The organism is Nocardia sp. NPDC051832 (assembly GCF_040681285.1).
Lineage (GTDB): Bacteria > Actinomycetota > Actinomycetes > Mycobacteriales > Mycobacteriaceae > Nocardia.
Genome location: NZ_JBFAYL010000007.1, coordinates 1 through 20,783, shown reverse-complemented (window position 1 = coordinate 20,783; position 20,783 = coordinate 1). Strand labels below are relative to the sequence as shown.

The 20,783-nt window shown below is 65.3% G+C and carries 23 protein-coding genes; 7 read left to right on the top strand and 16 right to left on the bottom strand.

The genetic code is table 11. The features are described from left to right. Positions 1 to 27 precede the first annotated feature (27 nt). Positions 28 to 2,370: an aminodeoxychorismate synthase component I gene (pabB, locus tag AB0M14_RS34275; protein WP_365003134.1), complete on the top strand. Its 2,343-nt coding sequence runs from the start codon at positions 28 to 30 to the stop codon at positions 2,368 to 2,370. Here the strand turns inward: pabB and AB0M14_RS34270 are convergent, their stop codons facing one another. Beyond that, positions 2,371 to 3,222 (bottom strand): lysophospholipid acyltransferase family protein, encoded by an 852-nt coding sequence (locus AB0M14_RS34270; RefSeq protein WP_365003131.1) that lies wholly within the window; start codon positions 3,220 to 3,222, stop codon positions 2,371 to 2,373. A gap of 279 nt (positions 3,223 to 3,501) precedes the next feature. Then, positions 3,502 to 4,002, bottom strand: coding sequence for a hypothetical protein (locus AB0M14_RS34265; protein ID WP_365003128.1), 501 nt, complete (start codon positions 4,000 to 4,002; stop codon positions 3,502 to 3,504). A gap of 97 nt (positions 4,003 to 4,099) precedes the next feature. On the opposite strand from AB0M14_RS34265, the gene AB0M14_RS34260 reads away from it, so the two are divergent. Together AB0M14_RS34260 and AB0M14_RS34255 are read left to right on the top strand one after the other, a co-directional pair. Continuing rightward, complete coding sequence (locus tag AB0M14_RS34260; RefSeq protein WP_365003124.1) at positions 4,100 to 6,154, top strand: TerD family protein; 2,055 nt, start codon at positions 4,100 to 4,102, stop codon at positions 6,152 to 6,154. Between the two features lie 193 nt (positions 6,155 to 6,347). Further along, on the top strand, positions 6,348 to 7,103 hold the full coding sequence (locus AB0M14_RS34255; protein WP_365003121.1) for an NAD(P)H-binding protein: 756 nt from the start codon (positions 6,348 to 6,350) through the stop codon (positions 7,101 to 7,103). A 3-nt stretch (positions 7,104 to 7,106) separates the two neighbouring features. Here the strand turns inward: AB0M14_RS34255 and AB0M14_RS34250 are convergent, their stop codons facing one another. The 3 genes from AB0M14_RS34250 to AB0M14_RS34240 form a co-directional block, all read right to left on the bottom strand. Beyond that, positions 7,107 to 7,832, bottom strand: coding sequence for a TetR/AcrR family transcriptional regulator (locus AB0M14_RS34250; RefSeq protein WP_365003118.1), 726 nt, complete (start codon positions 7,830 to 7,832; stop codon positions 7,107 to 7,109). A gap of 83 nt (positions 7,833 to 7,915) precedes the next feature. Next, positions 7,916 to 9,148 (bottom strand): cytochrome P450, encoded by a 1,233-nt coding sequence (locus AB0M14_RS34245; protein ID WP_365003114.1) that lies wholly within the window; start codon positions 9,146 to 9,148, stop codon positions 7,916 to 7,918. Positions 9,149 to 9,278: 130 nt separating this feature from the next. Next, positions 9,279 to 9,557, bottom strand: a complete 279-nt coding sequence (locus AB0M14_RS34240; protein WP_365003112.1) for a hypothetical protein — start codon at positions 9,555 to 9,557, stop codon at positions 9,279 to 9,281. A gap of 179 nt (positions 9,558 to 9,736) precedes the next feature. Here AB0M14_RS34240 and AB0M14_RS34235 point away from each other — a divergent pair, with 179 nt between their 5' ends. Continuing rightward, positions 9,737 to 10,012 carry a hypothetical protein gene (locus tag AB0M14_RS34235; protein WP_365003109.1) on the top strand — a complete coding sequence of 92 codons (276 nt, stop codon included), beginning with the start codon at positions 9,737 to 9,739 and terminating at the stop codon, positions 10,010 to 10,012. On the opposite strand, the gene AB0M14_RS34230 is transcribed toward AB0M14_RS34235, so the two are convergent. The 3 genes from AB0M14_RS34230 to AB0M14_RS34220 all read right to left on the bottom strand — a co-directional run bounded on the left by AB0M14_RS34230 (position 10,009) and on the right by AB0M14_RS34220 (position 12,406). Beyond that, positions 10,009 to 10,470 carry an SRPBCC family protein gene (locus AB0M14_RS34230; protein WP_365003107.1) on the bottom strand — a complete coding sequence of 154 codons (462 nt, stop codon included), beginning with the start codon at positions 10,468 to 10,470 and terminating at the stop codon, positions 10,009 to 10,011. The genes AB0M14_RS34235 and AB0M14_RS34230 overlap by 4 nt on opposite strands. A 78-nt stretch (positions 10,471 to 10,548) precedes the next feature. Beyond that, positions 10,549 to 11,832, bottom strand: a complete 1,284-nt coding sequence (locus AB0M14_RS34225) for a carotenoid oxygenase family protein (RefSeq protein ID WP_365003105.1) — start codon at positions 11,830 to 11,832, stop codon at positions 10,549 to 10,551. A 19-nt stretch (positions 11,833 to 11,851) separates the two neighbouring features. Next, entirely contained in the window at positions 11,852 to 12,406 is a 555-nt protein-coding gene (locus AB0M14_RS34220; RefSeq protein ID WP_365003102.1) for a hypothetical protein, read from the bottom strand. A 91-nt stretch (positions 12,407 to 12,497) separates the two neighbouring features. Between AB0M14_RS34220 and AB0M14_RS34215 the strand changes: the two genes are divergently transcribed. Further along, positions 12,498 to 13,022 (top strand): PadR family transcriptional regulator, encoded by a 525-nt coding sequence (locus AB0M14_RS34215; protein WP_365003099.1) that lies wholly within the window; start codon positions 12,498 to 12,500, stop codon positions 13,020 to 13,022. A gap of 34 nt (positions 13,023 to 13,056) precedes the next feature. Beyond that, positions 13,057 to 13,308: a general stress protein gene (locus AB0M14_RS34210; protein WP_365003096.1), complete on the top strand. Its 252-nt coding sequence runs from the start codon at positions 13,057 to 13,059 to the stop codon at positions 13,306 to 13,308. Between the two features lie 47 nt (positions 13,309 to 13,355). Here AB0M14_RS34210 and AB0M14_RS34205 read toward each other — a convergent pair whose 3' ends face one another. From AB0M14_RS34205 to AB0M14_RS34170, 8 genes are all read right to left on the bottom strand, one after another. Next, on the bottom strand, positions 13,356 to 14,042 hold the full coding sequence (locus tag AB0M14_RS34205) for a hypothetical protein (protein ID WP_365003093.1): 687 nt from the start codon (positions 14,040 to 14,042) through the stop codon (positions 13,356 to 13,358). Between the two features lie 103 nt (positions 14,043 to 14,145). Then, positions 14,146 to 14,574 carry a hypothetical protein gene (locus AB0M14_RS34200; protein WP_365003091.1) on the bottom strand — a complete coding sequence of 143 codons (429 nt, stop codon included), beginning with the start codon at positions 14,572 to 14,574 and terminating at the stop codon, positions 14,146 to 14,148. Next, entirely contained in the window at positions 14,574 to 15,122 is a 549-nt protein-coding gene (locus AB0M14_RS34195) for a hypothetical protein (RefSeq protein WP_365003088.1), read from the bottom strand. The genes AB0M14_RS34200 and AB0M14_RS34195 overlap by 1 nt, the downstream gene beginning before the upstream one ends. 97 nt (positions 15,123 to 15,219) lie before the next feature. Next, positions 15,220 to 16,242 carry a hypothetical protein gene (locus AB0M14_RS34190; protein ID WP_365003085.1) on the bottom strand — a complete coding sequence of 341 codons (1,023 nt, stop codon included), beginning with the start codon at positions 16,240 to 16,242 and terminating at the stop codon, positions 15,220 to 15,222. A 376-nt stretch (positions 16,243 to 16,618) separates the two neighbouring features. Continuing rightward, entirely contained in the window at positions 16,619 to 17,122 is a 504-nt protein-coding gene (locus AB0M14_RS34185; protein ID WP_365003083.1) for a hypothetical protein, read from the bottom strand. Between the two features lies 1 nt (position 17,123). Continuing rightward, complete coding sequence (locus AB0M14_RS34180) at positions 17,124 to 18,449, bottom strand: hypothetical protein (RefSeq protein WP_365003081.1); 1,326 nt, start codon at positions 18,447 to 18,449, stop codon at positions 17,124 to 17,126. Between the two features lie 2 nt (positions 18,450 to 18,451). Further along, on the bottom strand, positions 18,452 to 18,751 hold the full coding sequence (locus tag AB0M14_RS34175) for a WXG100 family type VII secretion target (protein WP_365003078.1): 300 nt from the start codon (positions 18,749 to 18,751) through the stop codon (positions 18,452 to 18,454). Beyond that, positions 18,748 to 19,083, bottom strand: coding sequence for an ESX-1 secretion-associated protein (locus tag AB0M14_RS34170; RefSeq protein ID WP_365003075.1), 336 nt, complete (start codon positions 19,081 to 19,083; stop codon positions 18,748 to 18,750). Before AB0M14_RS34170 ends, AB0M14_RS34175 begins: the two co-directional genes overlap by 4 nt. 1,192 nt (positions 19,084 to 20,275) lie before the next feature. On the opposite strand from AB0M14_RS34170, the gene AB0M14_RS34165 reads away from it, so the two are divergent. Further along, a complete protein-coding gene (locus AB0M14_RS34165; protein ID WP_365003073.1) occupies positions 20,276 to 20,713 on the top strand; it encodes a hypothetical protein in 438 nt (145 codons plus the stop codon). Positions 20,714 to 20,783: the final 70 nt, after the last annotated feature.

The following is a 20,783-nucleotide window of genomic DNA, read 5'->3' as shown; positions in this document are numbered from 1 at the left end:
CGGGCCCGGCGTAGGGTTTTGCACACCATGCGCACGCTGCTCATCGACAACTACGACTCGTTCACCTACAACCTGTATCAGCTGATCAGTGAGGTGAACGGGGTCGAGCCGACCGTCGTGCGCAACGATGCCGTGGAGACCGTGGCGGAGCTGGGGCTTTCCGGTTTCGACAATGTTGTCGTCTCGCCCGGCCCCGGCCGACCCGATGTGGAACGAGATATCGGCATCTCCGCGGCGGTGATCCGGGAAACCGAGCTGCCCTTGCTCGGGGTTTGCCTGGGGCACCAGGGCATTGTGGTCGCGGCGGGCGGAGTGGTCGGGCGCGCCCCGGCGGCGCGGCACGGATATCTGGATCGGGTCGGCCACGACCAACGGGACCTGTTCGCGGGACTACCCCAGGATTTCACGGTCGTCCGGTATCACTCGCTGTGCGCACTGGAGCCTTTGCCCGACAGTCTGGAAATCACCGCCACCACCCCCGACGGGGTGATCATGGGAGTCCGGCATCGAACCCGGCCCCAGTGGGGCGTCCAATTCCACCCCGAATCCATCGCCGGGGAGTACGGCGCGACGCTGCTCCGCAATTTCGCGGAACTGACTGCCGCGCACCGGATCCTGAGCAACGTCAGCGATCATCTACCAACCGCCGACCGCTTCGAAGCACTGGATCCGCCCACTCGCTACCCGCAACCCGGCGCGATCATCCCGGTGCCCGGCGGGTCCGCAGTACGACAATTCGCGGGTCCCGCCGAGTCGGGCAGCCTTGCCGCCGTCGATCCCGCGGCATGCCGCCCTCGCGCCGGCACAATGACCGCCCCCAGCTCTGGCGATTTACATTCCGACGCAGTCGGGCCCGCGGTGGGTCCGGGGACCGTGCCGGAGGTGTGGCGTTCCCCGCTGGACGGCCCAGCTGAAACTCCCTACCGGCTGGGCGAATTCGGCCGCCCGTGGCAGGTGCGGCATCAGGTGATCGAGCGGGCGATCGATACCGAGGCGGCGTTCCTTCGGCTCTATCGCGAATCTTCCACGGCGTTCTGGCTCGACAGTGAGCATGTGGAGCCCGGCTTGGATCGGTTCTCCTTCCTCGGGGACGCGAGCGGTCCGTACGCGGAGGTGGTGCGCTATCGGGTCGGCGACGGCTCGGTCGTGGTGGAGACCGCGGACGGTGAGCGGCACACCGAGCAGGGGGACGTCCTGAGCTACCTGGCTCAGCAGCTGCGCTGGCGCAAGGCCGAGATACCGGAGCTGCCTTTCGATTTCGCGTGCGGGTATGTCGGCTATCTCGGGTATGAGGTGAAGGCCGATTGCGGGGCGGGCACGGTGCACCGTTCGGCGGTGCCGGACGCGCAGTGGATCTTCGCCGACCGGCTCGTCGTGGTCGACCACGTGACCGGGCAGACGCATCTGCTCGCGCTCACCGATCCGCGGTCGGAGCTGGCGCGCGACGCGACCGCGGACTGGCTGCGCGATACCCGCGAAGTCCTGGAGGCGCTGCCCACCTGGGCGAATCCACCTGAACTCGAGGTGGATTCCGATCTCGGCGCGGTCGAGGGGTTGCTCACCCGCGGGCGTGCCCAGTACCTCGCGGATATCGCGGTGTGCCTGGACAAGCTGCGGGCGGGCGAGTCCTATGAGATCTGCCTGACCGATGGCGTGACCGTGGCCGCCGACGCTGCCGACGGCTTGGATTTCTACCGGACTCTGCGCCGCTGCAACCCGGCACCGTACGCGGCGTACCTGCGCTTCGACGACCTCGATATCGCCTGCTCCTCACCGGAACGCTTCCTCAGGATCGATCGGGCGCGGACCGTGGAGAGCAAGCCGATCAAGGGCACCGCGCCGCGCGGCGCGACCCCCGCCGAGGACGAACGCCTGCGCCGGGAGTTGGCGTCCGACCCCAAGACCCGCGCCGAGAACCTGATGATCGTCGACCTGCTGCGCAACGACCTGGGCCGGGTCTGCCAGATCGGCAGCGTGCACGTGCCGAACCTGATGGCCACCGAGACGTACACAACACTGCACCAACTGGTTTCCACGGTGCGCGGCACACTGCGCGCCGACGTCGACGTAATCGATTGCGTCCGTGCGTGTTTCCCGGGCGGCTCGATGACCGGCGCGCCGAAGCTGCGCACCATGGAGATCATCGACGAGCTGGAAACCGAAGCGCGCGGGGTCTATTCGGGCACCATCGGCTTCCTCGGCCTGGGCGGCACCGCGGATCTGAACATCGTCATCCGCACCGCCGTCCGCCACGACGGCCATTGGCGCATCGGCGCGGGCGGCGCGATCGTCCTCGATTCCGACCCCCACGCCGAGTACCACGAGGTCCTCCTCAAGGCCGCCGCCCCCTACCGCGCGCTGCGCCGCTGATCAGGAAACCAGGGTGGCCAGGGCCGAGAGGGGGCCGGGCAGGCCCGCGAGGTGGTTCTTGATGCCGGTGGCCACCGGGTGGGGAGTGGCGGCGCGAAGGCGATCGAGTTCGGTCTGCATGACCTCGACGGTGTGGGTGAAGTGGGTGTCGACGAGGTCGGTGTCCTCCGGGTCGCCGGGCTGGGTGGACCAGTCCAGGGCGGGCAGGAAGCTGACGTCGACCGTGGCCGGGAGCGGGAGCTGCGGCAGGATCGGCGCGACGCCGAAGGGGACACCCACCGTGTAGGGAAAGACTTTGGCGCGGAACAGCTTGTCCAGTTGCAGCAGCTTGGCGGACCGTTCACCGCGGCTGAGCACGAAGATGGAATCGTGACCGCCGTTGGCGACGGCGGGGATCACCGGGACGCCCAGTTCCAGGGCGAGACGGATGAAGCCCTTGCGACCCGCGAAATTGATCTTGCCGCGATCGGTCCAGGGGCGGCAGGCTTCCCAGTCGCCGCCGGGGTAGACCAGGACCGCGCCACCGTCCTTGAGGCCCGCCGCGGCGGCCTCCTTGTTCGCCGGGATGACGCCGAATTGCCGGATGGCGTCGCCGAGAATCGGTGCGCCCAGCACGACATCGTGCGCCACCCCGAACGACGGTTCGTCCGGCCGGTGCCCCAGCATCGCCATGAAGGTGATCCACACCTCCGGCATCCAATAGATCGACGAATGATTCCCGATCACGAGCGCGGGGCCCGAGGTGGGCAGATTCTCCAGCCCGGTGACGGTGGGCGTGAAGTAGTTCGTATAGGCGCGAGCCGCGACGAACAGCGGGTGGTCGAGGTCCTGCGTCTGCTTGGTTTCGCTCATGGTGCCGTCCTTGATCTGTCACGATGCCGGAGAAACGGCGGCGGCGCGCGACGACACGAAAAGCTGACTTGTCCCCGGTCACATCCCCATTGATATCTCCGACGGTCACGCGATACGCGGACCCGAACGGCGTGCTGGTCGCGGCCTCTCGACCGATCCCGACACCTCCTCCTGCCCTTCCGACGTTATCAAGCCAAGCACTTGCTTGGTGGCGATTGTGCGATAGTCAACAATCCGCCCGCGAATCCCGCAGCGCCCCATCGCTTCCGGTATTGCGCCCTACTTCTTGCGGCTCTTGCCGGGCTTCGCATCCGGTGCGGACTCGGGTTTCGCGGTGAAGCCGGTGACTTTGCCGAGCAGCGAGACACCCGGGAGTTTGGCGAGCGCTCCGAAGACGTCCTCGCCCATCGAGATCATCGCCTCCAGGCGTGGCAGGAGCCGGTCGTAGGCGGCGAAGGCGGGGTCGGCGAGGGCGAGCGTGCGGTCCAGGCGGTCGATGGTGGTGTTGAGGCGATCGACGGCGGTGGCCAGGTTCTCGACCAGGTCCGGAAGCTGGGCGACCAATTGCGCCGAGGCGGGCGGGAGCCGGACCGCGGCGTCGAAGGCGTGGCCCGCGGTGAGCTGGGCGGTCTCCAGCGCCTGACCCGCGGCCGCCTGCGCGGCTTCGACGGCGGCCTGCGCGGCAGCCATGAGCTCGGCCGGGCCGGATCGGCGGGGGCTCGATGGCGGTGGCGGCTTCGGGATCGGCTTCCGGCGGCGGGGGCCCAGCGGACTGGTCATACCTCCACTGTGCCGGACCGGCGGACGGTCCGCAGCGCCGAGGGAAAGGGTCGGGGAATTCGGCGTGTCGGTGGGGCGTGGCAGTATTTCGGACACGATGAAACTCAGCAAAGGCGCCAACACAGCGGTTCCGACATCCCTACTGGCCGTGGTCGTTTCATGGCGGTCGGCCCATGTCGTGGACGCGCATGCCTTGCTGCTCACCGAAGCGGGCACGGTGCGCACGGATCGGGACCTGGTGTTCTACAACGCCCCGCGCCATGTATCCCAGGCCGTCACGCTCGACCAGGAACCCGGGCCAGGGACTGCCCGGTTGAGTGTGTCGCTGCCCCGCACCGAGGCCGAGGTGGACCGGATAGTGCTCAGCGGTTCCCTCGACGACGGGACATTCGGAGCGGTCGCCGGACTGACCGTCACCGTGTTCGACGCCGACGGGCCGGTCGCGGAGTACGAGATCACCGACGCGGACGCGGTGTCCGCCATGATGTTCGGCGAGTTCTACCGGCGCGACGGGCGTTGGAAGTTCCGCGCCATCGGGCAGGGGTGGGTCGAGGGGCTGGCCGGGCTGATCGGCGAATTCGGTGTGCAGATCGACGAACCCGCAGCCGATCATGGGCACACCAGCCCGGCAGCCTCGCGCTCCCACGAATCCTCTGCTCCCGAAGCGGGCACTCGGCACGTGGCGGCGCCGTCCGCCGGCGCCACCGCATTGGCCGACACCCGCGAACCGGCCTCGGCAGGGCAGGCCACACCGGCCCAGCACCCGCCGGTCGGGATGCCCTCGCATCGGTCACCCGAATCCACAGCTCCCACAACGGGTTACGCTCACACGGCCGACACCGGCAACACGCGCCACCCAGCACCCCTGCCAGCCGCCACGGGTTATCCGATCGACGAGATACCCCGCGATCGGAGCCCCCGCCCGACCGACAGGACCCACCACGGCCAGACCACCCGCCCGACCGACGGGACCCACCACGGCCAGACCACCCGCCCGGCCGACGAAATCCACCCTGACCGGACCACGCGCCCGATCGACCTCAGCCGCCGCACCGTCCAAGCTCCCGAACCGCCGCCCGCTCCCCCGCCGAATCCGGAACGGGCGGACTGGCATCCGGATCCGGAGAACGCCGCGCGACTACGGTGGTGGGATGGCGTCGAGTGGACCTCGGCCTGGCGTGAACCGATACCTTCGAATCCCCGGCATTGTGATCGGTGCGGAAATCCGCGGCGGCGCAAGCTGTTCGGGCGGCTCGCGCCGTGCGCGATCTGCGAGCCCGAGATCGAGGAGTTCCTCACCCACTGGCACACCCAGGCTTGGCGCGTGCTCACCGCCTCGGGGCCGAGCGGACCGGAGTGGGACGCGCTGTGGGCGTCGCTGCGGTATCAGCGCATCGAGGAAGACGCGGGCCGGCTCGCGCTGCGGGACGCGGCGCTGAGTTACGTGGAGCGACTGGTGACCTTCGCCTTCGCCGACGGCGAGATCGCGCAGTCCGAATTCGACGCGTTCGAGGACGCCCTCGTCGAACTGGACCTCACCGGCCCGCTCATCGACGACCTGCACCGGCGCATGGCCCGGGGCCGTCTGCTGTCCCGGCTGCGCGAAGGTGAGCTGCCCGCCATCCGCACTCCCGGCCTGCACTTGGATCCCGAAGAACGCGTGCATCTCGACCTGCCCGCGACCCACGTGCGCCAGCTGGCCCGCGGCCCCAAACTCAGCGAGGGCCGGCTCATCGCGAGCAACAAGAAGCTGCGTTTCGTCGGCACCTCCGCGGGCACCGAACTCCCCTGGAGCCGCGTGGTTTCGGTCGCCATCGAAGAGGACCTGGTCGTGCTCTCGGCCACCTCCGCCCGCGGCGGCGCCAGCTTCGAAGTCGACGACCCGGACTATGTCGCGGCCGCCCTGGAGGGCGCCCTCCGCGTCGCCAAACGCCTGGTCCTCACCCCCGGTCAGCGCGACTCCCGCAGCATCCCGCAAGAGGTGAAAGCCGAAGTCTGGCAACGCGACGGCGGTCGCTGCGTCGAATGCGGCAGCAGCCACTACCTCGAATTCGACCACGTCATCCCGCTGTCCCGCGGCGGCGCCACCAGCGCCTCCAACCTCCAAATCCTCTGCCGCGCCTGCAACCGCGTCAAAGGCGCCCGCATCTGATCCCCAGCCGAACGGCATCAGTCGTGACCGCCGGGTCGGATGGGTCGGGCCGGAGTCCCTAGCGGAGAGGGCGGGGTGCGGGGAAGCGCACGTGGCGGATCCGACATATGGGATGACGCACGTTGAGGGGCGCGATGTCGGGGCCGTAACGTGCAGCGATACCGGACAGGGTGGTTTGGAGGGAGTGGAAAACATGCGGGTGGCGGTTGTCGGTGGGACCGGAGTGCTGGGCAGTTCCGTGGTGCGGGAGTTGAGCGCGCGGGGGCATGAGGTTCGGGTGGTGAGCCGGAGTGCGCCGAAGGACGGGGTGCATGAGCATCGGGCGGCTGATCTGAGTACCGGGGCGGGGCTGCAGCAGGCGCTGGCGGGGTGCGACGCGGTCGTCAATGCCGTCGGCACCCGATCCAAGTTCGATTCGGTGCTGGTCGACGGCGTGCGCACGCTGCTCGAGGCGGAGCAGCAGGCCGGGATCGCGCACCACGTCGAGATATCCATCGTCGGATGTGATCTCGTGCCGCTGGGCTACTACAAGGCCAAGGTCGCTCAGGAGCGCGTGGTCGCCGAAGGACCGGTGCCGTGGACCTTGTTGCGCGCCACCCAGTTCCATCATCTGATCGAGGAATTCGTCTCGGTCCCCACCCGTTTCCGGATCGCGCCGCGCGTGTCGGCGAATACGCAGCCGATCGATGTCGACAGGGTCGCCGCGCGACTGGTGGACGCGGTGGAAGCCGGCCCCGCCGGGCGCGTTCCCGATATCGGCGGACCCGAGGTCATCACGTTCACCGACGCGGCCCGGATCTACCGCGAGCACACCGGGCGCGCGGGTTTGCCTCTGCCCGTGCCGATTCCCGGTACTCTCGGCCGCCGGCTGCGCGCCGGTGGGCTGTGCGTGGGCGAAGGCGGCGCGGCAGTCGGGATCGGTTTCGCGGAGTGGCTGACCAAGCGCTGACGGTCAGCCGGGGATGAGCCCGGCGTTGCGCCCCAGATCCGTGAGTATGGCGTCGAACAGAATCTCCGGGTGCGACACCGGGATCGGATAGTTGCCGAACACCTCGAGGGTGACATGCCCGTACAGGCGGGCCCAGATCTGGATCATCAGGTAGGTGACGCCGAGATCCAGCTTCTCCGCCGGGAACTTCTGCTCGGACTCGGAAAGGGTTGCCAGCAGCTCGGTTTGGAACTGGACGAGGTCTTCGCGCAGTTCCTCCGGGATGACATCGGTCGGCGGCGTGACCACGTCGTAGGTCGCCAGCAGTCGCCCGGCGGCCGCCAGGAAGATGCGGCCGAAGGGTTCGTCGAAACGGCGCATCATGGGCGCGGATCCGGTGCCGGGCGAGGCGAACACCAGGGTGAATTCCTTGGTGTGCGCCAGCGCCCAGCGCCGGAAACCCTTGCAGATGGCGAAGAACTGCTCCGCACCGTCTTCGGGCAGCGGCGCGATCTCGTCGGCCAATTCCGCGGCCAGCTCGGCGCAGTAGTCCAGCCGCATCCGTTCGAGCAGATCGTCACGAGAGTTGTAGTGCCGGTACAGCGCCGGCGCGGTGATCCCGAGTTCGCGGGCGATCGCCCGCAACGTCACCGCGTCGACGCCTTCGGAAGTGAGCAACATCCGGGCGACCCGCCGGATATCGGCGTCGCTCACCACCGGCGCGCGCCCGCGCGACTTGGCCTCACTCATTCCGCCACCTCATCACGGCTGCGCTGATCACGCCACAGCGTGATCGATGCCGGCCGCAGCTCGGTGCGGCCGGAATCGGTGCGTCAGTTGTACTCGACCTGCCAGCTCTTGATGGCGTTGAGCCAGCCCGAGCGCAGGCGGACCGGCTCGGAAACCTGCTTGATGTTCGGCATCACGTCGGCGAGGACGTTGAACATCAGGTCGATTTCCAGGCGGGCCAGGTTGGCGCCGACGCAGAAGTGCGTGCCGGTGCCGCCGAAGCCGACGTGCGGGTTCGGGTTGCGCAGCACGTTGAACTGGTAGGGGTTCTCGAAGTGCCGCTCGTCGAAGTTGGCGGCGCTGTAGAACATGCCGACCCGCTGACCCTTCTTCATCTCCTGGCCGGACAGCACGGTGTCCTGCATCAGGGTGCGCTGGAAGGCGATGACCGGAGTGGCCCAGCGGACGATCTCGTCCGGCGCGGTGCGCGGGCGTTCGGCCTGGTAGAGCTCCCACTGCTCGGGGAAGTCGACGAAGGCCTTCATGCCGTGGGTGATGGCGTTGCGGGTGGTCTCGTTGCCGGCGACCGCGAGCAGGATGACGAACCAGGCGAATTCGTCGGAGGCCAGCGACTCGCCCTCGACGTCGGCGTTCAGCAGCGTGGACATGATGTCCTCCGCGCCGCCCAGGTCGACCGGGCACTTGCGCTTCTCCTCGGCGAGATTCCAGGAGTAGCCCATGACCTCGGCGGTGGCGACCTTGTGGTCACCTTCGAAGGACGGGTCGTCGTAGGAGATCATCTCGTTGGTCCACTTGAAGATCTTGCCGCGATCCTCCTGCGGGATACCGATGAGTTCGGCGATCGCCTGCAGCGGCAGCTCACACGCGATCTGCTCGACGAAGTCGCCGCCGCCGGTCTTCTTGGCCTCCCACACGATCCGCTCGGCGCGTTCGCGCAGCGCCGCACGCAGCGATTCCACCGCGCGCGGGGTGAAACCCTTGGAGATGATGCGGCGCAGCTTGGTGTGCCGCGGCGGGTCCTGGTTCAGCAGCAGGTAGCGCTGGACCTCGATCTCCTCGCGCAGGATGTCGCCGTAGAAGCGGATGACCGCGGTGTTCTCCTCGGAGGAGTAGACCTCGGGCGTCTTCGAGATCTCCTTGATGTCCTCGAGCTGGGTGACCGCCCAGTAGCCGTCGTCCTGGAATCCGCTGCCCGCTTGGGGGACCCAGTGGATCGGCGCGGTGCGGCGCGCCTCGGCGAATTCCTCGACCGGCAAGCGCTGGGCGAGCAGGTCGGGGTCGGTGAAGTCGAATCCTGCGGGGACGGATGTGGTCACGGCTATCTCCTACCGGTCCGGGCTGCGGACCTCACAACGTTGTGTAGAACACGTTCCAGTGGAGAGTATGTAACCACAATCACTGCCCGTTGTGAACAGTGTTTAGTAAAACCCGTTTACTTTGTCCGATTCACGCGCCCACGAGGGCGTTCATGATGGTCCCCGCGCTGGTGGCGACCACGCCGCCGATCATGGCTCCCGCCACCATCTTCGGCGACTGCAGTGCGCTGCCCTGCCACTTCTCCCAGGCGAACTTGCCGCCGGCGAAGATGATCGCGACGATCCCCGAGAGGATGGCGAACCAGGTCAGCCAGCGGACCATCGTCATGATCTTGTCGGACAGCGGAGGCGTCTCCGGGGTCGGGTTTCCGATCTGCGCGAGCAGGGTCTCCCCGATCGTTGTCAGCATGTCACCACCTACTCCTCATCGCGACGCAATCCCTCATCATGGGCAGGCATACCCACTTCGGCCGAGAGATCACCGGCAGCCCCATTGACAGTTCGGTTGCGGCACAACCAAGGTCAGTCGATTCGCGATATCATCTTCGGGAAACCCCGTCGGCCCGAGCGGAATGAGCAGCACTGGCAATGATTCTGGTGACCGCGTTCGACACTTTGGCCCAGGTCGGCAATCCGGAGCCGTTGGCTCCGCCGATAGCCGACAAGTTCCAGCAGATGGTCAGCTACTTCACCTGGTTCGTCCTCCTGGCCGGCATCGCCGCGATCATTTTCGCGGGCGGCAAGTTCGCCTGGGAGAAGTGGACCGGCGGCGGGCTGGATTCACCGAAGATGGTGGCGGGCGCCATGATCGGCGGCGTGGTCGCGACCAGCGCCGGCACGATCATGAACGCGCTGATCGCCTAGGCGCTGGACGCCTTCTTGTAGCCGGATTCGATCTGCTGCCGCAGATGCTTCTCGGTGTACCGGATGGCGGGCCCGATGAAGGCCTGGATCACCTTGTCCAGCGCACGCCCGGCTAACCCGCCGGGGACCTTGTAGTCGCACACCACACTGATCTTTGTGGTGTCCGCGCCCAGCGCCTCGAACTGCCAGCGCATCCGGCCCTCGATGCCCTTGACCGCACGCAACGCGATCACCGAATTCTCTTCCCACTCGACGACGTCGCCACGCACATGCAGCGTCATCGGACCGAGATTGATCGCGGTGTCGAACACCGCGCCGACCCCGCTGGTCTGCTCCCCCACCGGCGTGAAGTGCTTCACCCCGAACATCCAGTCCGGCACATTGCGATAATCGTTGACGTAGTCGAAGGAGTATTCCCGTGGCGCGTTCCCGACCGCGGCGTGCTCGACATGACCCATTGCTGATCCCCTTCCCGGCTGCCTTTCCGAGAGTATTCGTTCTTGGAGAATGCCGCCGGGCTGGAGATCGAAACCTGGTCAGTGATCGGCGAGCCAGCTGCCGTGGAAGCCGAACGGCACGCGTTGCGGCAGATGGATGGCCGCGACCGGGGCGCTCAGGTCGTCCGCGTCCAGGATCACCAGATCGCTGCGGTCGGTGCTCGCGTCGTAGACGTAGGTCATGAGATAGCCCGCACCGCCCGGGGTTTCGTCGGCCGGCGCGAAGGCCGCCTCGCCCGGGCGGCGACCCGCACCGAATTCGTGGGCGGTGCCGGCTCCGGTCCGCAGGTCGTAGCGCACCAGGGCGGTGTCGGTGCTGACATGCCCGAAGTGCGCGGGCAGGCCGGTCAGGCGGTCGTCGATGCGCGGGAATTCGGCTGGGCGGTCGTCGATCTGACGTTCGTCGACGGTGCCCGCGGCGAGATCGATGGTCCAGCGCCACAGCGTGGCGTCGTCGATCTCGGCGGAGTCGGTGCGCCACATGTCCGGATAACGCATGACCTCCAGCACGATTCGGCCCGGCTCGTCGTAGGCGTTGAGGCTGTGGAAGACGTAGCAGGGATCGATCGCGAACCAGCGGACCTCGCCGTACGGGTCGTCGCGGCGCAGCACGCCGAGCCGGGCCTGGTAGTCGTCGCGCCAGCGGAACGGCATGCCACCGCCGTGCATCGCGGTGTCCATGTCGAAAAGCACTGGCAGGTCCATGAATACGACATGCTCGGCGGTGAGATTGAAGTCGTGGTGCATGGTCGCGGCGGGCACGTCGATCGGGCGGCTGACGACCAGATTGCCCGCGGCGTCGGCGCGGTGGTAGGTCAGATAGGGCGCCTCGATCACCTCATAGCCGAAGAAGTGCAGTTCGCCCGTGCTGGGGCAGGTCTTCGGGTGCGCGGTCATCGCGGTGGTCAGTTTGCCGTCGAAGTCGTGCGGGCCCAGAGTGTCCAGCTCGCAGGTGATCTCATACGGGAACGACGATTCGACCAGGGCCAGCGTGCGACCGGCATGCCGGATGACGTGCGTATTGGCAACTCCCGCCGCGAGATCGCGGCCCTGCGGGCCGTAGGACGCGGCGCCGTCGGTGAAGGTCGTGGTGCGCACCCAGCGATTTCGATAGGACACCGCCTGACCGTTCTCGATCCGCACCCCGTGCACCATGCCGTCACCGGCGAACCAGTGGATGGAATCGGCGGCGGGCGGGTTCGGGCCGTTGCGCAGGTACCAGCCGGACAGCTCGGGCGGGATGCTGCCGGTGACCGCCAGGTCGACAGCGGTGACTTCTTCGGTGACGGGGGCATAGTTACCGGTCAGATGCGGAACAGCCATGGGACACAACCAATCTGAATTACTCGGGTGCGCCGAGGGCTTCGGCGCGGGCCTGGACGTGGGCGACATAGCGGACGGTGAACACGACCGGGATCACGAACACGGCGACCATGACCGCGAACCGTGGGCCGGGCGAATGCGCGAGGAAGGCCAGCGTGACCGCGCCGATCGCGAAGCTGGCGGTCCACGCCGTGGTGAGCACGTAGTTCAACCGGATGAACAGCGGCTCGTCCCAGACTTCCTCGGGCGCAGTCTGTTTCGCGATCGGAAGGGTGAACGGCAGCCCGATGGCCAGGGACACGCCCGCGATGATCGTGAGCATGCCGTTGGCCAGCGCCGGCACGTAGGGGTGCACCGCGGTATCCGGGTTCACGAAGGCGAGCACCGTCATCGCGAGGAAGAACAGCGCCGTGCCGAACTCGATCACGAGGGCGTCCGGCTTGCTCCCCTGCCGGAACCGGATGCCGAGCTCCAGTACCGAGACCAGCACCGCGGCGAGCGCGGCCCACTGCCAGTACGCCTGCGGGACCACCGCGAAGATGATCCAGGGAGCGAAAGTGCGCAAAGACGACATGTCCAGAGATCTCCTCGACATTCCAGTTTTGACATGTCGAATGTAGAGTCTGCGTTCTCGACCTGTCAATACTGGAATGTATGATCCGGGCATGAGTCTTCGACACGCCGTGCTCGGCATGCTCGCCGAGGGGCCCGCCAGCGGTTACGACCTGCTGCAAATCTTCAAGGACTCACTGGCCAACGTCTGGCCCGCCACCCAGAGCCAGATCTACACCGAGCTCACCAAACTCGCCGAGACCGGACTGATCGAGGTGTCCGACGAGGGGCCACGCGGGCGCAAGGAGTACACGCTCACCGCGGCGGGGCTGGCCGAGGTGCGGCGCTGGCTCACCGAAACCGAGCCGAAACCGGTGGCGCGCAACGACATGCTGCTGCGCGTGTTCTGCCTCGGGGTGCTCGAACACGACCAGGCCCACGACTACCTCAGCGACATCGAAGACCGGATGACCAAGGCCGGTGCGCGGCTCACGGAACTGGAGACCTCGATCGAATGGGACGACGACCCGTTCTCCATCTACGGCCACATCGCCCTGGAATGGGGTAAGCGTTTCTACGCGATGAACCAGGACTGGGCACAGTGGGCGCTCACCCAAATGCCGCCGCCGAAGCGCTGAAGGTTTGCCCTCGAACCGTACGGGTAGCTCCGAGATGGTGGTGCAGAACCAGCCGCCACCACTCCGCAACCATCGAACGGAGGACTTAATGGCTGCTACGCCACGAGGTTTCGCGGCAATGGACCCGGAGCGACAACGAAAAATCGCCAGCCAGGGCGGCAAAGCCAGCAGCGGCAGCTTCGACAACGATCCGAAGCGCGCCAGCGAAGCCGGCAAGAAGGGTGCCGCGGCGCAGCCCGTCGAGGCCAAACGCCTCGGCGGCACGCACAGCCACCAGAACCGCTGACCGAAGGAAGTCCGGGAAGAGCGAGGCCCTCGGCCCCGCTCTTCCTGCTATCCGACGAACTCCCGGTCGCCGTACCGCACCACATCCGGCCAGCTCGCCCCCAGCCCGGCGACGAAATCCCGCGCCACCTCGAGATCCGCCGGCTCGGCCACCAAAATCAGCGTGTCCCCCTCGGTGACCGACCCACCCACCAGCCGCTCCCGCGCCACCCTATCCCCGACCAGCCCGTCATGAAACCGGCGCACATCAACCCCCGGAATCTCCGCGACGAACGCGTCCACCTCCGGATCACTCGCCGCCAAGGGCTCGAAAGTCAGCACCGACTCCTGCCGAAACCGCACCCGCACCTGATCGGCGATCCGCTCCAACTCCGCCGCATCAACACAAGCCAGCCGAAACGCCCGCGACCGCTCATACGTCGCCGCCTGCCGGTCTTCCGACCAGAACACCCCGCTCACCAGCGTCGACCCCACCGGCAACCCCACGTTCTGCACGGCAATGGCCCCCACCGCCACCTCGAACCCCTCCAACCGAGTCCGCAACCGCTGATCCGCGGGATCCGTGATCGTCGCGGTGTTATCCGTCGCGAAAAGCTCAGCAGTAGGCGCCAGCGGATTCCCCGCCGCACACGTCCCCGGACTCGCCCCAGCCGGCGCGTTCACAACCAGCCCGACCGCGACAAGCAGCGCCGCGAAACCCCCGGTGATCCGACCCCGCATCAACTCGCCCCGCATCGCAGCTCCTTCATGTCGCCTCAGTCGAGCCAGTTATGAAACATCCTGCCCAGCAGGCCTTTTCGACAACGATTCGGGCGCGGGACCCAGCTCTTGGCTGCTGTCAGCACAATCCCCGGGCGAACACCATGCTCTTGTCGCCGCCGAGGTCGTGCACAACGACCTGGCGCCCGTTCTTGCCGTCCCATTCGGTGTAATGCTCGTTGCCGGCGTCGGCCTGTAGCTTGTCCGCTACACCGCTGCCCTGCCAGTACTGACTCTTCCAGTTGCTCGGCACCCCGGCTTGGAATTGGCCGAGACGCGACTTCGCTTTGAAGGAGTCCAGGTCGGCACGCGGTAGTTCGACGACCACCTCGACGATCTGATCGTTGAGGCCGGCCGTCGCGTCCTTGGCCGTCACCGCTTTCGCGCTCTCCGGGAAATGGATGTCGCCGCAGCCCCCGATCCGCTCGACATCATCAGCAGGGTCGTCGCCACACGCTGTCAGCACCAGCAAGCCGATCAACACCGGCGCCCAACGGATTCGCCGCATCACAGTTCCCCCGACCACGTGTAGTCACCCAGCGATTCGGTGTTGCCGCGCGCTTTGAAACTGCGCGCCCAGCCCGCTTCCTCGAGTTGCCGCATATCGTGGTTGAGGCCTTTCTTGACCGCCAACTCCGGATCCGAGGACCACCAGTCGACGGTCTTGTCGAAGTCGTACAAGTCATAAACATAGACGCGATACCGGATGTCGGCTGTCAGCTTGTCGCCCGATTTCTGCACGGTGGTGTCACTACCGACCGCCACCGAGAAGGTGCCCAGCGCCAGTACGACATCGGAGTCGTCGGTCACCACCACCGGTTCCCAGGCAGCGGTGATTTCCTGCACGGCGCCGCCGCGGTCGCCATTCCGCTTGGCCTCACCTTTGATCCACGTCAACTGGCTCTCGACGGCGGCTTTGATGGCTCCCGTCTTGACGATCTGAGCGACATTGACCGGTCGAATGATGTATTCGTAGTCGGGGCCGTGACAGGCCAGGTACTGGTCCAGGATGTCCCCGGCGAAGTCGTAGCCCTTGTGATCGAAGTAGAGCTGCACGGACGGGGCCGTTGTCGTACTGATCAGGCCTGCTTCGGATCGGTTGAGAATGCTGCGATCGGAGCCGAACTGCGGGTGACTGGACGGTATCGCGGGATCAGCCGGCGGATGCAATGTTGCTCTCCCACCAGATGTTGTTTCCATACCCGTACCGGAGCGCGCCGACATCGACGACGACCTTCTCGGGAACCTCGAATTCGCCTGCGTTGTAAGCGGGTACGCTTTGCCCCGGCGTGTAGTCCAACGCTTTGGAGATGCGTTCGAGCATCGTGGTAAGCGCCCCTTTCCTGGACTCGGCTGATTTCTTCAGTGCATCGACCGCTGCGGTGATCTCCGACCGAATCGATTCCCGCATCGGGTCGTTGATCAGTTGCGCCCATTCCCCTAGCGGGAGGGTGAAATTGAGGTAGGTCATCGGCTGTGCGAGCCCACTGACCAGTCCCATGGTCTGATTGAAGACCAGCCGGTCGAGCACCGTGCCGCCGTTCTCGACGATCTTCGCGATGGTCTCCAAGTCGGTGCTGCGCCCGGCGATCGATTGACCGAGGCTGGTCGAGCTGGTGCCGAAGGCCGTTGCCGCCTCGCCGGACCAGAGACTCTGCAACCAGCGCGTGCCGCCGGTGAGATTCTCCGAGGCGACGAAGTCGTTGATGCCGAGCAGCCCGATCCGCTTCCCGATGGCCTGTAGCGCTTCCCAATCCGCTTCCAGCGGGACCAGGTAGTCGGCTGCGGGTTTGATACCGATCGCCTGGCTCAGCGCCTCGTCGTATTTGCTGATCGAGGCGATGCCCGCGGTCACGACCTGGCGCGTCGCGTACTGCTCCTCCGACACGTCCGGCAGGCTGGGCAACTGCAAACCGCTGAACCGCTTGACACCTTCGGCGTTACTGGTGCCGGATCCGCCCGTGTCACCGAGCCCGGTCGCCGCGGCCTGGTTCAGCTGCTTCGCCGAGTTACCATCTGTCGCTTGGTATTTCGTGCTCGCCGTGGCGAGATTGTCGCCGAGCGTGCCGAGGGCGGACAGATCTTTCTGATGTGCCGAACTGAGCGCCGTCGTGAGCTTCTCGATCGAGGGCCCCAGTGTGGCCATGAGTCCCGCCGTCCCGGCGGGCAGCGCCACCCCCGGCAGCAGTCGCGAAGCATTCGTCGTGAAGTTCGTGCCGAGATCTTGCAGATCCAGCTTGAATCCCGCGAGACCCGATACGTCGGCCGCGAAATCGACCATGACTCACCCACCCCCAATTCCTTGTTCGCAGAGTAGCGGGTGCGCCGGTAATACCCAACACCCAAAGGTCACAGCCATCCTGTTGCGCCAACCGCCTCGGCGGCCGGCTCGATCGCATGCGCCCGTTCGCCGAGATTCTCCCAGTTCAGGCCTTGCAAGTGGGCGGGTGGGGCTCGAACCCACGACCAATGGATTGTGAGATCAATCACTGCTAATGTTGCACGCAACTTCGCCGTCGGATCCAAGATCCGCCTGCCCGAAGGCGACGCCTTCACTCATTGATGTCATCGGAATCGTCAAAGTGTAGGTCCTTCGGCCGTCCTGGCCATGGAGGGGCTTCGATCGCCATGCCCGTCCATTTATCGATCTGGAGGACCGGATACTCCGTAGAGGTCGAGAGTCCCGACGGTGTCCAAATGCAGTCGTTCCCAAGTTTCAGGGTGGTAGGAGTGTCGTGAATCGACGAAAAAAGCTTCCAACCGTTCCTGAAGCCGAGCCGCACACGACCTGACTTGAAAAAGACAGGCGAAGCAATGGGCGACGCCAGATTTCGCTCCAGATCGGCCCGGGTCCAGTATGTTATCGGATGGCGATCCGGATTGTCTTCCAATAGCGAGCGCGGTGCAAGCTCGGCATCGTATCCAACGGTCAGTGTGGCCATACCGCCGAAGCGGATGTCGATGCGATCAGCATGCCAATCGATGCCGGAAACTTTGGCACCGCGAATTGGATCCATAATCCATCGGTCGTCGTATTCTTTGATGTAGAGAGCCATTCTACTCCCCCAGCTCATCGAGGATATTGCCAATACTATCCTCGGAAACCGAGCCATCGGAATTCTTCGGATACACTTCGCCCGACTCCAAATCCACAACCACGTCCGGGTTTCTCATGGCGCCGTTTCCGCGAAACGCGGCCGCATTCTTGATCCTATGGATCGCCTCTCTTACTTCCTGCGCGGGAACTCCGTAGTGGCTGGCAATCCGGGGGACCTTCGTGGTCATCGACGGGGACGTGAACGCACCGCTCGGATTGCTGGAGTTGATGTCCTCATCCGCGCCATCGAGCGTCGGGACCAGCGAGATAATCCCCGCAAGTGCGGCCGACGCCGAATTAAGGTCGGGCACACCGTTGAAGGCCGCCATGGTGCCTACGTAGGCTGCTGCAGCAGCCGTGGTCCAGCCTAGCGCTTTATATAGTTTGCTTGCGTCGTAGGCAAGTTGGATGGCACGAATCGTGTTGCCCCCGATCACCGCGACACTCGCACCGCCTACAGCCACGCTTGCCCCGAAGGTGAACCATGCGGTCACGGCGGTGACGGCGAGCGCGGTGGTGATCGCGATCAACGCTGACTTGATCGCGTTTCCAAAGTCGACGCGCACCTCGGTGGTGCTGGAGTTGTACTCCTTGATCGGATTCGCCATGGTCAGCGACGCTGCGGCAAGCTGGGTGGCACCGGTCTGGAGAGTTCCCAGGTGTCCACGGATCGACTCCAGAGACTTCTGGTATTCGCTGCTGCTCGGGTCATCAGCACCGTCGAACAAACCGAGAATGGTCTTGATCTGGGATGCAGCACCGGTAACGGTCTCCTCGCGGGCGAAAGCTGTCCAGACCGACTCAGCCTTGGACAGTTTCGAAGTATTACCGTTGGGGAGCTTGCCGAATACCTTGGCGACCTGGCCGGCGACCTCGTCGAAGACCGCTTCGACCCCGACACTGTCGTCGCGTTCTATGCCGTTTCCGTTGTCCCCCACCGAGGACGGAAAATCCACCTTGTACAGAGAAACCGGCCGCACATCCGGGCGAGGTGGCTGAGTACTGGTTTTACCCACATCGCTGACGCCGAGATTGTAGCCCGCCGCATACAGTACGTAACCGAAGTTGGTGAGCGCGTCGGCCAGGTTCGTGCACGTTTGCGCGGTGGTCAGCGCTGCACGGTCGAACGCCTGTCCCCACTCCCTACAGCCCGGGGCGTCCCCAGCCATGCCGACGCAGTCGTTCTTCATCGCGTCGTGAACGGGCTTGTCCGCCGTACGCAGAGCAGTAGCGAGGTCATGGCACTTCTTGGCCGCCTCATAGTAGGTTGGCCAGTTGACCCGCACCCTCACTCACCCTGCAGCATCTTCAGATTGGTGCTGATCGCAGTGGTGTAGCGGCCGTGAGCCTTCTTTGCGGCCTCGCTCATGTTGCGAATGCCTTCGGCGAACTCGCGCGCACCTGCGACCCATTCACTGTGTGCCTCCGCGTACGCGGCTGCGGCGACACCTTCCCAACCGGTGCCGGCCAAACCTGCCACCCGGTTATCGACCTCATCGAGGTGCTCTGCAATAAATCCGGACAGGCCCGACAGGCGGGCAACGATTTCTTCGAGATGGTTGAGATCGACGGAGAATTCCGTGGTCATGGCAGATCCAAACTCGAAGCGGACGTGTACAGCGGCGAGGCGTTGCCCTCGTCAACCGACTCATATGTTTCGGCGGTGACGCCGAGCTTTTCGGCCATCTCAGTCAACGCTGACATGATCTGCCCTCCGCCGTCCTTGACATCGGTCCAGCCCTCAGCGAAGTCCGTCGCTGAAGCTCCCGTCCAGCCCCCGTCGAGAAGCAGGCCCACTTCTTTTGCCGCCGCGTCCATCGCCGTGCGCAAGGTGTCGGCCAGCTCGTAGACGTACTTTCCGACATCACGAACCTTCTCGGGCACAACAGCAAGGTTGTTCGATGATCCCCCGTCAGCCATGAGCGGATCGTACTGGCCAGCGCGCGACAGTGTCCAACCCGCTGTTCCGTTGAACCTCTACTGCTCAACCGTCATCGCATTCAGTTGATGACGCTCCGCCACAACCTGTTTCGGCATCCGGCGACGGCGGGAAACGAGCCCTCGGTGGGCTGTCGGTCCGGTCCTTTTCACCCCTCTCATAAGGAGCGATTGTCATGGCTGGAGAGCTCACACTCACGGTGACCGGAATTCACGCACACCATCCCGATCACAAGGTTCTGCCTAGTGCCTCATTGAACAACCTTCGTCGGTAATCGGGCAGGCGGATCTTGGATCCGACCGTTTCGAGTGCCGCCCGGGGCTGCCAGACACGCCCGGTCGTTCAACGGGCTACGTCGAGAGTCCAGGCTTGGCACCGTGACCAGCGTGTCCTGTGCTTCGGGCGGGCTCATCTTGCTGAACGGATCCGATTCGACGATTTCCTCGGCCGTCGGGTATTTGAAGAACTGCTGAAGACTCCGGTACTTCGTGCGCACTGCGGAGACATGGCTCACCGGTGCGCTTGTTGGCCTTGGTCAACAGTTCCTCGACGTAGCCGCCGATGTGGTTGCGGGTGATCGCGGGCGCGTCGGTCGAAACCCTTCCGAGAGCAGGCATTCCGCAAAGTGCCCGATGTGCACGAGGTACACGTCGACTGTCTTCTGGGCGCGGTTCTTTCGCCGCAACTCCGTCGCGAAGTCGTCCTTCAACTCGCGGATATCGTCCAGCGAGAGCGTCCCCAACCCAGAACGTACTCCCATAGTCCATCCGTGGAAGAGCACTGTTCTAGACCGAAACCTCTCGTGAAATGAGAAAACCCGCTGGTCGGCGGGTTAAGTGGGGCTCGAACCCACGACCAATGGATTATGAGATCAAACACTGCCGACGCTGTGCTGACCTGCGACTATACTGTTCGGCGCTGAGCCTCTCGCAATATTCTATTGGTGCGTATCTCAGCTCTCGGGGCAGACCCGCCCGTTAATCGTATACGACCGATCCGGCGGACCGTCGCCACGCGTGGCGACCACCCCAGCTGCCAACGAGTGGCAGCAGAAGGGTCATGGACCTCGGCAGAGCCGCGGAGAACCCTAGCGCGGCTGAGGAATTGGGCAAGGTGTGACCAGTCTCGCGAACATCGGCACGTCGACCGGGCCGGTACGGAACGATCACCTCCGTGACTTTGCATGTGGAGGCCGACAACGTTGCATCGTGGGTGGAACGGCTAACCACCGCAGCCAAGCGGGGTGAGCGAATCGATCTCGCGGAAGATCTCGCTGCCGACTCAACTGCCCGAGATCCGGCCAGCGGCAAAAAGTGGCGGTCCAAGCGCCAGATACCGGCTGCCGCGCTGCGCAAAGTTTTGGTCGACCGAGACCTTGATGTCGATCCCCACGGGATCCGGATCAACGGCGCTCGGATCATTGGTCCGATCGATCTGGAAAACATCAAGTTCGAGCACGCTCTGCACCTCACGGCGTGCCACGTCGAGCATCACATCAATCTGACCGGTTCGACGTTGCAAACGCTGCAGCTCAGCGGCTCCCACATCAAGTCACTCACACTCATTGGAGCGACGGTCACCGGTGACCTAGGCTCTGTCTCGAAGTGTTGATGGCGGGCCGGTGGCCCGCCATCAACTGTGTCGTAGCCATTGATTGATCACCGCGATGTGGATCGTGGCC

Coding starts and splice junctions, on each gene's coding strand:
- pabB (WP_365003134.1), top strand. CDS start 28: ATGCGCACGCTGCTCATCGACAACTACGACTCGTTCACCTACAACCTG.
- AB0M14_RS34170 (WP_365003075.1), bottom strand. CDS start 19,083: ATGGCTGACGGGGGATCATCGAACAACCTTGCTGTTGTGCCCGAGAAG.
- AB0M14_RS34250 (WP_365003118.1), bottom strand. CDS start 7,832: ATGAGTGAGGCCAAGTCGCGCGGGCGCGCGCCGGTGGTGAGCGACGCC.
- AB0M14_RS34185 (WP_365003083.1), bottom strand. CDS start 17,122: ATGGCTCTCTACATCAAAGAATACGACGACCGATGGATTATGGATCCA.
- AB0M14_RS34175 (WP_365003078.1), bottom strand. CDS start 18,751: ATGACCACGGAATTCTCCGTCGATCTCAACCATCTCGAAGAAATCGTT.
- AB0M14_RS34225 (WP_365003105.1), bottom strand. CDS start 11,832: ATGGCTGTTCCGCATCTGACCGGTAACTATGCCCCCGTCACCGAAGAA.
- AB0M14_RS34260 (WP_365003124.1), top strand. CDS start 4,100: ATGAAACTCAGCAAAGGCGCCAACACAGCGGTTCCGACATCCCTACTG.
- AB0M14_RS34235 (WP_365003109.1), top strand. CDS start 9,737: ATGATTCTGGTGACCGCGTTCGACACTTTGGCCCAGGTCGGCAATCCG.
- AB0M14_RS34230 (WP_365003107.1), bottom strand. CDS start 10,470: ATGGGTCATGTCGAGCACGCCGCGGTCGGGAACGCGCCACGGGAATAC.
- AB0M14_RS34255 (WP_365003121.1), top strand. CDS start 6,348: ATGCGGGTGGCGGTTGTCGGTGGGACCGGAGTGCTGGGCAGTTCCGTG.
- AB0M14_RS34205 (WP_365003093.1), bottom strand. CDS start 14,042: ATGCGGGGCGAGTTGATGCGGGGTCGGATCACCGGGGGTTTCGCGGCG.
- AB0M14_RS34240 (WP_365003112.1), bottom strand. CDS start 9,557: ATGCTGACAACGATCGGGGAGACCCTGCTCGCGCAGATCGGAAACCCG.
- AB0M14_RS34200 (WP_365003091.1), bottom strand. CDS start 14,574: ATGCGGCGAATCCGTTGGGCGCCGGTGTTGATCGGCTTGCTGGTGCTG.
- AB0M14_RS34220 (WP_365003102.1), bottom strand. CDS start 12,406: ATGTCGTCTTTGCGCACTTTCGCTCCCTGGATCATCTTCGCGGTGGTC.
- AB0M14_RS34270 (WP_365003131.1), bottom strand. CDS start 3,222: ATGAGCGAAACCAAGCAGACGCAGGACCTCGACCACCCGCTGTTCGTC.
- AB0M14_RS34265 (WP_365003128.1), bottom strand. CDS start 4,002: ATGACCAGTCCGCTGGGCCCCCGCCGCCGGAAGCCGATCCCGAAGCCG.
- AB0M14_RS34210 (WP_365003096.1), top strand. CDS start 13,057: ATGGTGGTGCAGAACCAGCCGCCACCACTCCGCAACCATCGAACGGAG.
- AB0M14_RS34215 (WP_365003099.1), top strand. CDS start 12,498: ATGAGTCTTCGACACGCCGTGCTCGGCATGCTCGCCGAGGGGCCCGCC.